This window comes from Sphingomonas sp. TF3 (assembly GCF_003985085.1).
GTDB lineage: Bacteria > Pseudomonadota > Alphaproteobacteria > Sphingomonadales > Sphingomonadaceae > Sphingomonas.
The window spans coordinates 75,393-90,054 of sequence record NZ_RWKS01000005.1 but is presented as its reverse complement, the minus strand read 5'-3'; the positions used below and the strand labels follow the sequence as shown (position 1 = coordinate 90,054).

General features: G+C 64.6%; 13 protein-coding genes. 2 read left to right on the top strand and 11 right to left on the bottom strand.

What is annotated here, in order from left to right; translation table 11 throughout:
- Nucleotides 1-6: 6 nt before the first annotated feature.
- The 7 genes from EJC47_RS05770 to EJC47_RS05740 form a co-directional block, all read right to left on the bottom strand.
- Nucleotides 7-771, bottom strand: a complete 765-nt coding sequence (locus EJC47_RS05770) for a class I SAM-dependent methyltransferase (RefSeq protein ID WP_126845937.1) — start codon at nt 769-771, stop codon at nt 7-9.
- Nucleotides 772-846: 75 nt separating this feature from the next.
- The gene (locus EJC47_RS05765) at nt 847-2,235 is read right to left on the bottom strand and encodes an efflux transporter outer membrane subunit (RefSeq protein ID WP_126845934.1); all 1,389 of its coding nucleotides are present in this window, start codon (nt 2,233-2,235) and stop codon (nt 847-849) included.
- The gene (locus EJC47_RS05760; protein ID WP_126845932.1) at nt 2,232-3,353 is read right to left on the bottom strand and encodes an HlyD family secretion protein; all 1,122 of its coding nucleotides are present in this window, start codon (nt 3,351-3,353) and stop codon (nt 2,232-2,234) included. Before EJC47_RS05760 ends, EJC47_RS05765 begins: the two co-directional genes overlap by 4 nt.
- Nucleotides 3,354-3,357: 4 nt before the next feature.
- Nucleotides 3,358-5,019: an MFS transporter gene (locus EJC47_RS05755; RefSeq protein ID WP_171010457.1), complete on the bottom strand. Its 1,662-nt coding sequence runs from the start codon at nt 5,017-5,019 to the stop codon at nt 3,358-3,360.
- A 66-nt stretch (nt 5,020-5,085) separates the two neighbouring features.
- Nucleotides 5,086-7,593 carry a DNA topoisomerase (ATP-hydrolyzing) subunit B gene (gene gyrB / locus EJC47_RS05750; RefSeq protein ID WP_126845928.1) on the bottom strand — a complete coding sequence of 836 codons (2,508 nt, stop codon included), beginning with the start codon at nt 7,591-7,593 and terminating at the stop codon, nt 5,086-5,088.
- Nucleotides 7,594-7,679: 86 nt separating this feature from the next.
- Nucleotides 7,680-8,519: an SPFH domain-containing protein gene (locus EJC47_RS05745; RefSeq protein ID WP_171010458.1), complete on the bottom strand. Its 840-nt coding sequence runs from the start codon at nt 8,517-8,519 to the stop codon at nt 7,680-7,682.
- Nucleotides 8,512-8,745 carry a hypothetical protein gene (locus EJC47_RS05740; RefSeq protein ID WP_033967305.1) on the bottom strand — a complete coding sequence of 78 codons (234 nt, stop codon included), beginning with the start codon at nt 8,743-8,745 and terminating at the stop codon, nt 8,512-8,514. Before EJC47_RS05740 ends, EJC47_RS05745 begins: the two co-directional genes overlap by 8 nt.
- A 175-nt stretch (nt 8,746-8,920) precedes the next feature.
- Here EJC47_RS05740 and EJC47_RS05735 point away from each other — a divergent pair, with 175 nt between their 5' ends.
- Nucleotides 8,921-9,817 (top strand): DUF4238 domain-containing protein, encoded by an 897-nt coding sequence (locus EJC47_RS05735; protein WP_185867572.1) that lies wholly within the window; start codon nt 8,921-8,923, stop codon nt 9,815-9,817.
- Nucleotides 9,818-9,877: 60 nt separating this feature from the next.
- Here the strand turns inward: EJC47_RS05735 and recF are convergent, their stop codons facing one another.
- On the bottom strand, nt 9,878-10,933 hold the full coding sequence (gene recF / locus EJC47_RS05730; protein WP_126845924.1) for a DNA replication/repair protein RecF: 1,056 nt from the start codon (nt 10,931-10,933) through the stop codon (nt 9,878-9,880).
- Between the two features lie 99 nt (nt 10,934-11,032).
- On the opposite strand from recF, the gene EJC47_RS05725 reads away from it, so the two are divergent.
- The gene (locus EJC47_RS05725; RefSeq protein ID WP_126845922.1) at nt 11,033-11,599 is read left to right on the top strand and encodes a carboxymuconolactone decarboxylase family protein; all 567 of its coding nucleotides are present in this window, start codon (nt 11,033-11,035) and stop codon (nt 11,597-11,599) included.
- Between the two features lie 165 nt (nt 11,600-11,764).
- Here the strand turns inward: EJC47_RS05725 and EJC47_RS05720 are convergent, their stop codons facing one another.
- From EJC47_RS05720 to EJC47_RS05710, 3 genes are all read right to left on the bottom strand, one after another.
- Nucleotides 11,765-12,544 carry a Coq4 family protein gene (locus EJC47_RS05720; protein ID WP_033966573.1) on the bottom strand — a complete coding sequence of 260 codons (780 nt, stop codon included), beginning with the start codon at nt 12,542-12,544 and terminating at the stop codon, nt 11,765-11,767.
- A gap of 79 nt (nt 12,545-12,623) precedes the next feature.
- Nucleotides 12,624-13,736 (bottom strand): DNA polymerase III subunit beta, encoded by a 1,113-nt coding sequence (gene dnaN / locus EJC47_RS05715; protein WP_033966574.1) that lies wholly within the window; start codon nt 13,734-13,736, stop codon nt 12,624-12,626.
- A 147-nt stretch (nt 13,737-13,883) separates the two neighbouring features.
- Entirely contained in the window at nt 13,884-14,561 is a 678-nt protein-coding gene (locus EJC47_RS05710) for an outer membrane protein (protein ID WP_126845920.1), read from the bottom strand.
- Nucleotides 14,562-14,662 lie beyond the last annotated feature (101 nt).

Here is a 14,662-nt window from a genome sequence, read left to right as displayed (position 1 = left end):
GCCCGCTCAGCGCGGCTTGCGGAATTTGTAGACGAACTGGTCGGTGTGCCCCCGAATGGAGGGGTCGAAGACGTTGGCACTGTGGTCGTCCGCCGGATTGCGCAGGACATCGCTTTCGCCGACGAACTCGAACCCCGCTTTCACCACCTCCGCCTTGACCGCCGCCGGATCGATCCGGTGCTTGGTCGAGGTGCCGCTAAGGCCGGTGCCCGCGGCATCGGCATGGTCGATCACGACATAGCTACCACCGGGCTTCAGCGCCCTCAGCACTTCGGCATTCAACTGATCGAGCGCGGCTTCGCCCCCTTTATTGGCGACGTCGTGATAATTCTGGACGGTCCACACCAGATCGACCGGTTCAGATGCCGCCACGATGCCCGAGCCCAGCACCTTGGTGGTCACATTGTACAAATGCAGCGCGTCGAGCGCGGCTTCGCCCTTGGCGGCGGATTGGGCCGAAGCGGCCGGCCAGATCGCATAAACGTGCCCCGCCTTGCCGACCGTGCCCGAGAAGATCCGCGTCCAATAGCCACCGCCCGGGATCCAATCGAGCACCTCGTCACCGGGCCCCACACCAGAAAAGGCCAGCACCTCTGCCGCCTTGCGCCGCGCGTCATCGCCCGCTTGATCGGCCCGCGCCGGATTGGCCAGCCCGGCGGCAACGGCACGTTGCGTTTCCTTCGGCGAATGTTTGGAGGCGGGCTCAACCGCTGCCACTGCCGCCGTTGCGACCAGCGCCGTCACCGCCAACCCCGTCAAAACACCGCGCATGCTGTTTCCCCTCACCGTTTGCGCAAATCTACGCCAACAGGCCGCCCCGAGTCACGCGAAAGAGAGGCCACGCGCTTACTCCGGACCGTCCCGGTCGGTGACGACACCGGACCAACCACCCCCCATCGCCTGATACAATTGCACGCGCGCGGCCAACGCATCGCTCCGCGTCTGGATCAGCGCCAATTGTGCGCCGAGCAAGCCGCGCTGCGCATCCAGTTGCTCGAGATAGGGGGAATAGCCTTCGCGATAACGGTTGGTCGCCAATCGCAACCCTTCGGCGAGCGCAGCACGCTGCCGTTCCCCCGAGGCGACTTGCTCGTCCAATCGGCGCACTGCCGCCAGCCCATCCTCGACATCGCGAAAGGCACCCAAAGCGACGCGGCGATAAGCGAACGCCGCCTGGTCGCGTTGTGCGCCCGCGGCATCGGCTTGCGCGGTCAACCGGCCGCCCTGGAACAATGGGGCGAGCACACTCCCACCGAGCGACCATACCGTGATCGGATTGGTGAGCAGCGTCGAAAACGCCGCGCCCCCCGCTGCGCCGAGCCGCAATTGCGGTAGGAAGCGCTTGCGCGCCGCGGCCAGCGAACTGTCGCTCGCAGCCAGTTGATATTCGGCTTGTGCGACATCGGGGCGGCGGCGCAGTAACTCCGAGGGAAGGCCCTCCGGCACCGGCGGGGCGACCAGTCGATCCAGCGTCGTGCCGCGCGCCGTCGCGACCGGAAGCGCGCCGGTCAGCACGCTGAGCGCATCCTCGGCGCGCGCGATCGCAAGCGCGATTTGCGGCACGATCTGCGCGGTCGCTTCATATTCGGCCTGCGCCTGTTCGAGCTCGAGCTTGGGCGAATAGCCGTGCTCCACCCGCGAGCGCGCGATCCGCAGCGATTCAGCGCGCGCCGCCAGCGTCGATCGCGCGACCTCAAGGCGCGCGTCGAGCCCGCGCAGCGTGAGGTATCCGCTGGCCGTTGCGCCCGCGACCGACAACCGCACCGCATCGCGCGCCGCCGCGCTCGCCAGATAGGCGTCGCGCGCCGCCGAGCGCTGATCGGCCAGACGCCCGAACAGATCGACCTCATAGGCGACTTGCAGCTTCGGTTCACCTGCGGTCTGCTTCTCCGGCTGACCGAACGCGTCGACTTCGCGCGAGCGCGCGCCGCTGAGACTGGCGTCAAGCGTCGGCAGCAATTGCGACCGCGCCACTGCAACATTGGCGCGCGCCTCGCGAACCCGCGCGACCGCGACGCCGATATCGGTATTGTTGGCCAGCGCCCGCTCGACCAGCTCGGTGAGGACCGGATCGCCAAAGCCCTGCCACCATGTCCGGTCTAGTGGGGCAACCGGACCGGGATCGGTGCGCCACGCCGGTGCCGGAGCAAGCGGTGCCACCGTCGCCGTCTTCACCGTCGGCCCGGCACAGGCGGAGACCGCCATGGCCAGCAGCACAGTCGCGCGGCGGCTCATCGGCGGGGGTTTCCGTCGGTATCGATGCTGACCACCACCGACATACCCGGCCGCAACCGCGCGGCCAGCGCCTGCCCCGGATCGATCGCCACGCGCACCGCAATACGCTGCGCCACCTTAACGAAATTGCCGGTGGCATTGTCGGGCTTCAACACCGAAAATTCCGATCCGGCAGCGGGCGACAGGCTCTGCACATGGCCGGTCAAGCTGGCATTGCCCAGCGCATCGACGCGGAATCGGGCGCTTTGCCCAGGGGCCATGCGATGCGTCTGCGCTTCCTTGAAATTGGCCACCACCCACACGGTGTGGGGTACGAGGAACAGCAATTGCGTGCCCGCCGTCACATAGGCACCCTGTCGGACGCCGATTTCCGACACTTGTCCGTCGGTCGGTGCACGGATGATGGTGTTGTCGAGATCGATCTGCGCGAGGCGCAATTGCGCCTTGGCGGCATCGACCGCTGCTTCCAGCCCGCCGCGCCCGACCGCGACCGTGCGCACGTCCTGCGTACCGATCGCGCGGCTGGCCTGCGCCTGCTGCACCGCCGCACGCGCTGCCAGCAGGGCCGCACGAGTCTGGTCGAATTCGCGCGTCGAGATCGATCCGTCGGCGACCAGCGCCTGCGCGCGCTTCATGTCGGCTTCGGCGCGCGTCAATTGCGCCTTCGCATTCTCGATCCCGGCCTCCTGACTCAGGATCGCGACTTCGCGCGAACGTCGCGCCTGGGCGGAATTGGCCAGCGCCGCCTCCTGCGCCGCGACATTGGCCTGCGCTTGCGCCACCCGCGCGCGATAGATGCGGTCGTCGATCGTGGCCAGTACCTGACCCGTCTTCACCTCGGCAAAATCCTGCACCGGCACGCTGGTGACATAGCCGCTGACTTGCGGGCTGATGATCGTCACGCGGCCGCGCACATACGCGTTGTCGGTTTCCTCGGCCCAGCCCGCGAACGGCGGCAATTGCCATGCATAGAGGATGATGACGATCGCAACGACCGCCAGCGCGACGATGGTGATCGTCGCCGGACGCGATTTGACGGGCGGGGCCCAGCCGCGCGGGGCCGCAACCTGCGGATCGGGGGCGGTGGCCGTCGGTGCCGATGGGGAAGCGTCGCTCATTTCATTATCCCTGGTGACCCTGGGCTGCCTGGGTTTGTTTTTGTTGCAAGAGCAGAATCGGCGATATCTCGCCGCGTCGCCGGATCGACCAGCGGATCGCATAGCCCCACACAGCCGTCAGCGCAGCCAGCACGCCGACCAGCAGGAAGACGTCGTTAAACGCCAGGATATTGGCTTCGCGCGCCACCTGTTGCGCCAGCAGCGCGGCCCCTTCCGCACTGCGCAACGCCGGGTCGCCGACGACCCCGGCAACCCGCCCCGCCCCGGCGCGCAACCGCGCCGCCACCAACGGATCCGTCGCCACGATATGCTGCACCAACATGTTCGAATGAAATTTCTCGCGCACCACCTGAAAGGTCGAAAGCAACGCCGTACCGACCAGCCCGCCAACACTCTGGCTGAGGCTGAACAGCACGACGAAGCTCACGAAATTGCGACCACCCGCCAGCAGCGTGCGCGCGATGCCGATCACCATCGCCTGGCCAAGGAACAGCAGCGACGCGAAGCCGATCATCGCCTGGCTCAAATACAGGTTGCTCGGGCGTGTCAGGTTGGTGGCATCCGAATCCATGAACGCGGCGATGGCGACCAGAATGATCGCGATCGTGATCGGCCGCGTTACGTTGTGTGGATCGAACGTGAAGATCGCCACCACCAGCCCCGCAATCGAGGCCGCTACGACGATCAGGTTGAGCGTAACCATTTGGTCGTTGATCAGACCGACCGCATTCAACAGGCCGATCGAGCCAAATGCCTGTTCCGACAGCAAAATGCGCACCGACGCCGCAATCGCCATCAGCCGCAGCATTTCGCGCGTGCCGAGCCAGCGCGTGTTGATCAACGGGCTGGCGCGGTGATGCTCCACGATCAGCGCCGCCGCGACCAGCGCGACGCTGCCCGCCAGTGCCCATCCCATCCAGGCGCGCTCGGTCCACCATTCGATCCGCCCTTCGGACAGCACTGCGATCAGCAGCCATAACCCCGGAGCGAGCAGCGCAAAGGTGAGGAAGTCGAGCGGTTCGAACGCCTTGCTGCGCTCGCTCGGCGGCAAGGGCAGCGCCATCACCGCCGCGAGTGTGGCGAGTGCCAGCGCCAGTTCAAACCAATAGAGATGATGCCAATCACCCGACTCGAGCAACCGCGGCGACAAAGCACGCGCCAGCGGCGTCGCCAGTTGCGGGATGCTGATCCCCATCATCACCCCGATCAGCCGCTTCGGCGCAGGCATCGACTGCATCAGATAGAGCAGCGTCAGCGTCGACAGGCCGCTCGCCGCGATTCCGCTCATCGCGCGCACCGCCACCGAGGTCCAGAAACCGTGGACGAAGAGATGCATCAGCGTGGTCGCCGCATAAGCGAGCAACATGTAGCGGATGAACGACTGCAACCCGAATTGTTGACGGTATTTCACCAGCAGCAAATTCGCGGTGACATTCGTCATGTAATAAGCTGCGGTCAGCCACGCGCTCTCATTGGTGTTGAGCCCGAGCGTGCCTTGCGCGAAATTGAGGTTCACCTGCACCAGCGCATTGCCGAGCGCGCCGGTGATCCCCACCAGGCATCCCACCGCGAAATAGCCGATATGCCGCGACAGCGGATGTTCCGGATTGGCGGGCGAGCCGGGCAGCGTCGGGCGCTCATTCGGTTTGAAGACGTATTCCGCCACGTCTCTAACTGCTCCCTGCCCGACCGCTCGCCCAAACACCCCGCCGCATGGGGCGGAATTCGCCTATCAAACGTCCAGATTGGCGACGCTCAGCGCATTTTCCTGAATGAACTCGCGCCGCGGCTCGACCACATCGCCCATCAACCGCGTGAAGATCTCGTCGGCGACATCGGCCTGTTCGATCTCGACGCGCAGCATCGAGCGGTTTTGCGGGTCGAGCGTGGTTTCCCACAATTGCTCGGCATTCATTTCGCCCAGGCCCTTATAGCGCTGGATCGCGAGACCCTTGCGCCCCGCCGCCAGGATCGCCTCGAGCAATTGCGAGGGCCGCGCGACCATCGTGCTGCCCTTGGCCGGGGCGACCGTTGTCTGCGCTGCGGGTTCTTCATCGGCGGCATCGGCCGCCGCATCGGCTTCGGCCTGCACCGCCGCTGCGGCCTTGCTCGACACGATCCGCGCCGTCTGGACATAGGCCTCTTGCTGCTCGACCGCGAGCGCATGGAGCTTACGCGCCTCGGCCGAGCCCAGGAACGCGCCCTCGATCGTGTGACGATCGGTCACGCCGCGCCACACGCGCTCGACATGGAAACCGCTATCGTCGGCCAGCCGCGCCGACCAGCGCGCCTCGGGGTCGCCGGCGTCGAGCCCGCGCACCACTTGCACCACCACCGCGCGCCGCGCCTCGGGGTCGAGCGCCGGATCGAGCGCACCGCCCATCGCCAGCGCCTCGACGATCGTAGGCTCATAGCGCCGCGGCACATAGCGCATCAGTGTGCGCATCCGCCGCGCATGGTCGACCAGCGAACGCAGATCGGCACCCGAGCGCGATCCGCCAGCACCTTCCAGCACCGTGCTCGCCACGCCATTCTCGACCAGATAGTCGTCGAGCGCGTTATCGTCCTTGAGGTAGACCTCGGAGCGCCCGCGCGTCGCCTTATAGAGCGGCGGCTGCGCGATATAGAGGTGCCCATTGGTGATGATGTCGGGCATCTGCCGATAGAAGAACGTCAGCAACAGCGTGCGGATATGCGCGCCGTCGACGTCTGCGTCGGTCATGATGACGATCTTGTGGTAGCGCAATTTCTCGACGTTGAAATCGTCGCGCCCGATGCCGGTGCCCATCGCCTGGATCAGCGTGCCGATTTCCTTGGACGACAGCATCCGGTCGAAGCGCGCGCGCTCGACGTTCAGGATCTTGCCGCGCAAGGGGAGGATCGCCTGGAAATGCCGGTCGCGGCCCTGCTTGGCCGACCCGCCGGCCGAATCCCCCTCGACCAGGAACAGTTCGGACTTGGCCGGATCGCGCTCCTGACAATCCGCCAGCTTGCCGGGGAGGGACGCGATGTCCATCACGCCCTTGCGCCGCGTCAGCTCGCGCGCCTTCTTGGCGGCTTCACGCGCAGCGGCGGCGTCGATGATCTTGGCGACGATCGCCTTGCCGTGCGCCGGATTTTCCTCAAGCCATTCGGCGAGCTTGTCCGCCATCAGGCTTTCGAGCGGCTGGCGCACTTCGGACGAGACGAGCTTGTCCTTGGTCTGCGAAGAGAATTTCGGGTCGGGCAGCTTGACCGAAACGATCGCGGTCAGCCCCTCGCGCATGTCGTCGCCGGTCAGCGTGACCTTCTCCTTCTTCAGGAGCCCCGACTTTTCGGCATAATTGTTGAGCGTGCGCGTCATCGCCGCGCGGAACGCCGCCATGTGCGTACCGCCGTCGCGCTGCGGGATGTTGTTGGTGAAGGCGAGGACGTTCTCGTAATAGGAGTCGTTCCACTCCAGCGCGACGTCGATCGTCACGTCATCGCGGGTGCCCGCAATCGCCACCGGCTCGGGCATCAGCGGGATCTTGTTGCGATCGAGATATTTCACGAATGCGGCAATGCCGCCTTCATAATAAAGCTCGACCGACTTCACCTCTTCGTGGCGCGCATCGTTGAGATACAGCCGCACGCCCGAATTGAGGAAGGCGAGCTCGCGATAGCGATGTTCGAGCTTGTCGAAATCGAATTCGGTGATCTTGAAGGTGGCGGGGCTCGGGAAGAAGGTGACGCGCGTGCCCTTGCGCCCCGGCGCGGGGCCGACGACCTTGAGCGGCGCCACCGCATCGCCGAACGCGAAGCGCATGTAATGTTCCTGCCCGTCGCGCCAGATCGTCAGATCGAGCCATTCGGACAGCGCATTGACCACCGACACGCCGACGCCGTGCAGACCACCCGACACCTTATAGGCGTTATCGTCCGACGTGTTCTCGAACTTACCACCGGCGTGGAGCTGGGTCATGATGACCTCGGCCGCCGAAACGCCTTCCTCGGTGTGGATGCCGGTCGGAATGCCGCGGCCATTGTCCTCGACCGACACCGATCCATCGGCGTTCAGCGTAATGTCGATCCGGTCGCAATGCCCGGCCAAAGCCTCGTCGATCGCATTGTCCGACACCTCGAACACCATATGGTGGAGGCCGGAGCCGTCGTCGGTATCGCCGATATACATGCCGGGGCGCTTGCGCACCGCGTCAAGGCCTTTGAGCACCTTGATCGAGTCAGCGCCATAATCGTTGGTGTTGGGGTCTTCTGCCATGCCAAGCCTATAGGGTCGTGGCCACGAAAACGGAAGCAAAATGGCGCTTCCCGGCCCGGGACGCTCGGGTCCCGGGCCGAATACGGCTATTTTTCGGTAATGAACGGCAATTGCCCGCTCCCGGCGCTATAGGTCGGCAGCTTGCCGTCCCATTTCTCTATCGCGCGCTGGCGCAGGATCGCGGGGTTCGCGCGCAGCGCATCGCCTTCGATCTGCGACGCCTTGGCCTTGCCCTCGGCATCGGCGATGCGCGCATCGGCATTGGCTTTGACCGTCGCCACGTTCGCCTGTGCCGCAAGCGCCGCCTGTTCATTGGCGATCTTGGTGTTGATCTGGCTCAGCACCTGGTCGGGCACGCGGATGTTCGACGCCCAATAGAGCTGCTCGACATGCAGCCCGACCGGCTCGAAATAGCGCGCGACATCGCGCTGCACCGCCGACAGCAACGCCGCCTTTTTGGGGCCGTAAATCTCCTCGATCCCAAGCCCGGCGGCTTCCTCGTTCAGCGCACTGCGCACCGCATTGCGCAGCGGCCCGGCGACGATCCCGGCCATGTCGATCCGGTATTTCTGGAAGAGGATCGGCGCCTTCACCGGGTCGACGCGATACGCGACCGACACGTCGGCCGACAGGTTGAGCCCGTTGCGATCCTGGAACGGAAATTCCTCGTCATTGCCGCTCTGTTCGGTCGAGGATTTGGTCCAGGCATAGGTCGAGGTGTAGATCGGATATTCATAGATGTTGGTGCCGACCGGCGTGAAATACCAGCCCACGCCCAGCGCATGGTCGGACACGCCCGCCGAACTGCCGAAATTGCTCACCTTGATGCCGACATGCCCCGGCTCGACCCGGCTGCACGAACTCATCGGCACGATCGCAATTAGGGGGATCAGCAGCAGCGGCACGAAACGAACGAACTTAGTCATGGTCCTTGTCCAGCAAGAGGAGAGTGAATTCGCGCGTCAGCGCGGTGACCGACAGAAAGCCTGCCACCAAAGCAACGAGCGCGATCAGCGCGGCCGCGGCATCCGCCGCGTCGCTATGCAAATTGAACAGCGTCGGGATGACGAACGCGAAACAGGCGAGCTCGCACACGAGCAGCCCTGCGCAGCGCAAGCCGAAGCCGACGAGCCACAGATCCAGCGATTTCATGAAAGAGCTTTGCCCCGGAACGCCCCCGATAGGATGCCGGGGCCGCAGCGCTTCATCGGAAGCGCGAGGGGGAATATCGGCCTGTTACGGGTGCGACACAATGACAATCGGGATGCACGCCGCGCAATCGTGGATGCGGGGCGCGCAAGAAAGGACGATTTGGAGCCGACACGGAATGGCAACGGCGACAACAATTCGCCATATCGCAATCATGGCACAGAATCATCATTACCTGCCGCAGAGCTATCAGAGGGGCTGGGCCGACAGCAACGGTCACGTTTACGTTTACGAGTGGCGACACAATAAGCTTGTTTGTACGCCGAAGTCGCCAAAATCGACCGCTGCGGAACCCGACCTTTACGCGATACCGATGGCTCCTCCAGAAGTTCGTAACATCATGGAGGATAAATTCTGGCGGCAAATCGACCAGTGGGGGGCCGATGGCCTCGCCTTATTGAGGAATCCAGAATCCGTTGCGGCAACCAAGCTCGACAAAGGTCGGCTCGCTACCTTTATAATGTCACTGCTTTGGCGCAACCCTCGCGATTTGGCGCGGATCGAAGCCGATGCCAAGGCGCACATCACCGGTGGGGTCCTGGCGAGAGACTATGCGGGGAGCCGATCTAGTCATGAGCCCGATACCTTTGACGAGTTCAAGGCACTGCTGGACCAGCCAGGACTTACAGAGTTTGGGGCTCAAATATTGCGCTCCTACGTGCAAAATGCGCCTATACGCGAGAAGTTGATCAGCATGACGTGGGAGGTTGTGACAGTGGCAAATGCCGAACCGATCCTAACGTCAGACGTGCCAATCATTCGGTACAGCGGCCTGAAAAACCCGGACGGGCTCTTAATGCTACCGTTGTCCCCGACCGAATTTTTCGTAGCTTACAATAACAACGGCTTCGGTGAAATTGACATGCGCCTCTCTATAGATCGCAATATCCGCGATGGTGTCTTTATCGAAGCGATGAACCGCTATACAATTCAAAATCGCCACAAGTATGTTTATGGTAACGACGTGAGCCAGTTCAATTATGTTGCGCGTCATTGGGTCGTATCGGAGGCATAACCCAGACAAGACATCCAAGTAACAGCGGGCAGCCCCTTCAACCAACGGGCCCCCGCACCATCACCCGCCCGCGCCCAGCGTCAGCCGCACCGCAGCCGCATCAAGCCCCGCAAACAACGCAGGCTCGGTGCCCGTCATCCACACTTGCCCGCTGCCCGCCAGCCGCTCGAACAAGGCCGCGCGGCGCATGGGGTCGAGATGCGCGGCCACTTCGTCGAGCAGCAGGATCGGTGGCGCGCCGGTGCGTTCCGCCACCAGCCCGGCATGGGCGAGGATCAGCCCCAGCAGCAGCGCCTTCTGTTCCCCGGTCGAGCACAAGGCCGCCGCTTGCCCTTTGCCGAGATGCGTCACCGCCAGATCGCTGCGATGCGGGCCGACCAGCGCACGGCCCGCCGCCGCGTCGCGCGCGCGGCTTTGCGCCAGATCGGCCGCCAGCGTCGCCCCACCGCCGGTCCACCCTTCGAGGCGGAGCCCGGCGCGCGCAAACGGCCCCTCGGGCTGGTCGGCCAGCCGTTCGCCAAGTGACACCACCGTTGCGCGCCGTGCAGAGTCGATCGCCGCGCCATGCTCAGCCATTTGCGCTTCCAGCGCGGCCAGCCAGTCGCGGTCGGGCGGGCCGTCCTCCCCCAGCAGACGGTTGCGCGCGCGCATCGCCGCTTCATAGCGATTGGCATGGACGGCATGGCCGGGGCTGAGCGCCAGCGTCAGCCGGTCGAGAAAGCGCCGCCGCTCACCGGCGGGCTCGACGAACAAGCGGTCCATCGCCGGGGTCAGCCACAAGACCGTGAGCCATTCCGCCAGCGCCGTCGCCGCCACCGCCGCGCCCTGCACGCGCACGATCCGGCGTTCGGGGGCAGCGGCTTGCGTCCCCGTCGCGATCGCCACCTCGCCGACCAACTCGGCCGCCACGCCGAAGCCGCCGCGACCGCCCTGCCGCGCCATTTCGCCGAGGCTCGCGCGGCGCAGACCCCGGCCGGGCGCGAGCAGCGAGACCGCTTCGAGCACATTCGTCTTGCCCGCGCCATTTTCGCCGGTCAGCACGACAAAGCCCGGCCCCGGCGCGATCGCCAGATCGGCATGGTTGCGGAAATCGGTCAGGACCAGGCGCGTGAGCATCGCATCCGCTCTACCCTGTCGCGCAGCTTTCGCAATTTCCGCGCAACTTTCAGGAACCAAGGCGGCGCTGATGCGCTGCCGCGCCGAAGGAGACCGTCGATGCGTTTGCCCCTGATCACCCCCGCCGACCTGACCGACGACCAGAAGCCCCTCTACGAAGACATGAAGGCGGGCATCGCCTCCAATTTCAACGTGTTCAAGACGGTCGATGCCGATGGCGCGCTGATCGGCCCGTGGAATCCGTGGCTGCATGAACCCGTGATCGGCAAGGCGGTGTGGGAGCTGACCAAGGCGATGACCGCGCAAGCGACGCTCGACGACAAGCCGCGCCAGATCGCCATTCTGGTGTGCGGCGCGCATTTCGACGCCGCTTATGAGATTTACGCCCATATCGCGGTGGCCGAACACGAGCAGATGTCGCCGCAGCGGCTGTCCGAGCTGTGCGCCAACATCAAGCCGCACGATCTCTCGCCGGAGGAAAGCGTCGCTTATGACGTCGCCTTCGCGCTGGTCAATGGCGGGGTGCTGCCCGAGCCGTGCTACCGCCTCGCGGTCGACACCTTCGGCCAGCATGGCACCAATGAGCTGATCTATCTGGTCGGGCTCTATGCGTTGGTGTCGATGACGCTCAACGGCTTCAACGTGCCGGTGCCCGAGCGCGAGTAGAGCCAATGTCTCTTACACAGCGATAACCGCAATCCCGTTCGGGCTGAGCCTGTCGAAGCCCCGCCCCCCACAAGCGAGGATGTCGCCTGCGGAGGGGCCCTTCGACAGGCTCAGGGCGAACGGGGGCGCAGGGTACGATTCGTTTGAAACGCGATCGTGATCGAATCAGGCAGCAACCGGTGCCGCGTCACCACGCCGCTGGCTGAGATAAGAGGCCATCTCCGGGCCAAGCTCGCGTTGCGCCTTCAGATAGGCCGTCGGCGTCGCGATCCCCAACCGTGCGCGCGCCGCGTCAATCGGCTCCGCCAGCAAGGCTTCATAATCCTCGCCCGACAGCCACTGCGCGCGGCGACCGTGACGATAACCTTCCCACACCGCGCGGGCGAACAGCGTGTTGCCGGTCGCCTTCAGGCTCTTCAGCGCCGCCGCCACCGCGATGAACGCCCAGCCGAGCCCGCCGACCTGCGCATAACTGAACGCCACCAGGCATGCTTCGCCGAGCGATTCATCGGCCTGATAGCCAGTCAGCACATGCCAGATGTCATGCGTGTCGCGCACGCGACGACCGAACCACGCATAAGGATGCTGAACCTGATCTTCGTTGATTACCTTGCTGACCGCGACCAGCCCGTCGGCGGAATAGCCGGTTGTTTCCAGAAAGTGGCGATACGCCGCACCGACCGTGCCAGGCCCAAATTGCGCGACAAAGGCCGGATCGGAAAAGCGCGCCGCCAGCTCGACCTGCTCGGAAGCCAGCCGCCCGCCCTGCGTGGTGGCGATCAACCGCGCGTAATTCATCGGCGCGTTGCCGACATTCAGCGCGCGCATGATGCGGAACACCTGCGTCGTGTCGTCGCCATTGGCGAGCAGCTTGCGAATGGCATCAAAGGCGGTGCGCCAGTCGCGACGCCCGGTCGTACCCGGAAAAGGCGGAAGCTTGGCCATCGACTCGATCCTTGCTGACATGCATGTCAATAAAGATCGGGTGCCGCTACGTCAATGGGCCTTTAGGTGGAGGCGTCCCTCACACTCGCATCGGCATCAGCACATACAGCGCGGCAGACTTGTCATTCTCGCGGATCAGCGTCGGCGCAGCGGCGTCGGCCAGATGCACTTCGATCGTGTCGCCCTGAAGCTGGCCGAGAATGTCGAGCAGATAGCGGCTGTTGAAGCCGATCTCGAAGCCCATCGAAGTGTATTCGCCCGGCACTTCTTCCGCCGCCGTGCCATTTTCGGGGCTGGTGACCGAGAGGATGATCTTGTCGCGGTCGAGCGCCATCTTCACCGCGCGCGTCTTCTCGGTCGCGATCGTGCTGACACGGTCGACGCCTTCCTCGAAGCTGCGCGGGTCGATCTTGAGGATCTTGTCATTGCCGGTCGGGATGACGCGCGAATAATCGGGGAAGGTCCCGTCGATCAGCTTGGAGGTGAGCAGCGCTTGCCCCAGATCGAAGCGGATCTTGGTCGCCGACATCGACACGCCGACCGACCCGTCGACTTCGTCGAGCAGCTTGCGCAACTCGGCCACGCACTTCCGCGGGATGATGATGTCGGGCATGCCCTCGGCACCCTCGGGCCGCGGCATGGTGATGCGCGCCAGGCGATGGCCGTCGGTCGCGGCGGCTTTCAGCACTGGCAGCGGGTCTTCCGACACGTGCCAGAAAATGCCGTTCAGATAATAGCGCGTTTCCTCGGTCGAAATCGCGAAGCGCGTCTTGTCGATGATCTGCTTCAGCGTCTCGGCGGGCAGTTCGAACGACACCGGCAGTTCGCCCTCGGCGATCACCGGGAAATCGTCGCGCGGCAGCGTGCCGAGCTGGAATTTGGCGCGCCCGGCCATGATCGTCAGCTTGCCATCGGCGGCGGCGAGCGACACCTGGCTGCCTTCGGGCAGTTTGCGGCAAATGTCGAACAGCGTGTGCGCCGACACCGTGGTCGCACCGGGTTGGTCGACTGCGGCGGCAACGGTCTCGTTGATCTGCAGGTCGAGATCGGTCGCCATCAGCTTCAGGCCGCCCTCGGCCGTCGCCTCGATCAGCACGTTGGAGAGGATCGGAATGGTGTTACGCCGCTCCACCACCGATTGGACGTGGCTCAAGCCCTTCAACAGAGTCGCCCGTTCGATCGTCGCCTTCATGTCGTTCCCCCGGGCCCATCGCCCACTTCACTCCCGCCGGACGCGTACGCGCCGGGGGCAATTCGCCGTGTCTCTTTCCTTAAACATAAAAGGGGCCGGGGCAAGCGCCCCGACCCCCGTTTTACGCCTGCAAACAGGCAGCTTGCATCAGAAGCGGACACCCAGCCCGGCAACGACCTGATGACGGTCGGTGTCGACGCTGAAATTGTTGGTGTTGCCGCCATTGGCATATTCCAGCCGCGCATCGCCATAGTTGGAATAGCGATATTCGAGCTTGGCGTAGGTGGTGCGACCGATCTTCTGCTCGACACCGGCACCGACGCGATAGCCGTCGAGGTTATAGTGCGCGCCGGTCGTGGTGGTGCCGTTGTTGGCGGTCAAGTCGAGACGGTCGTTGGTGTAACCGCCCTTGGCGTAGATCAACGTCTTCGGTGCGACGACATAGCCGATGCGGGCACCGGCATACAGGTCGCGGCCCTGCTTGACGCGGCCATAGCCGAGCGCGGCAGCGCTGGTCGGCGCGTTGCTGACATCGCCGGTCGAGCCGGTGACTTCGCCTTCGGCACCGATCACGAAACGGTTGAGCGCCACGTCATAGCCGAAATCGCCACCATAGGTCAGGCCATCGGCCTTGCGGTCGCTGCTGATGCTGGAATTGGGACCGCGGCCCGGCTGCAGCTTGTCATAGCCAAGGATCACGCCGACGCGGGGGCCGGTGAAGGTTGCATCGTCGCGCGACGGCGGGGGTCCGTCCTGAGCGAAGGCGGGGGCGGCCAGGCCAATGCCGAAAGCGGCAACGGTGGCGGTGAGGGCTAGCTTGCGCATTAGGGTAACTCCGTTGGTACATCCCACTGGTATTGCGTGGGGAACCCTCAAATAGGCAGCCCGGCGGGGAGTTGCATGAACCTCAGACAACGAGGAAAACC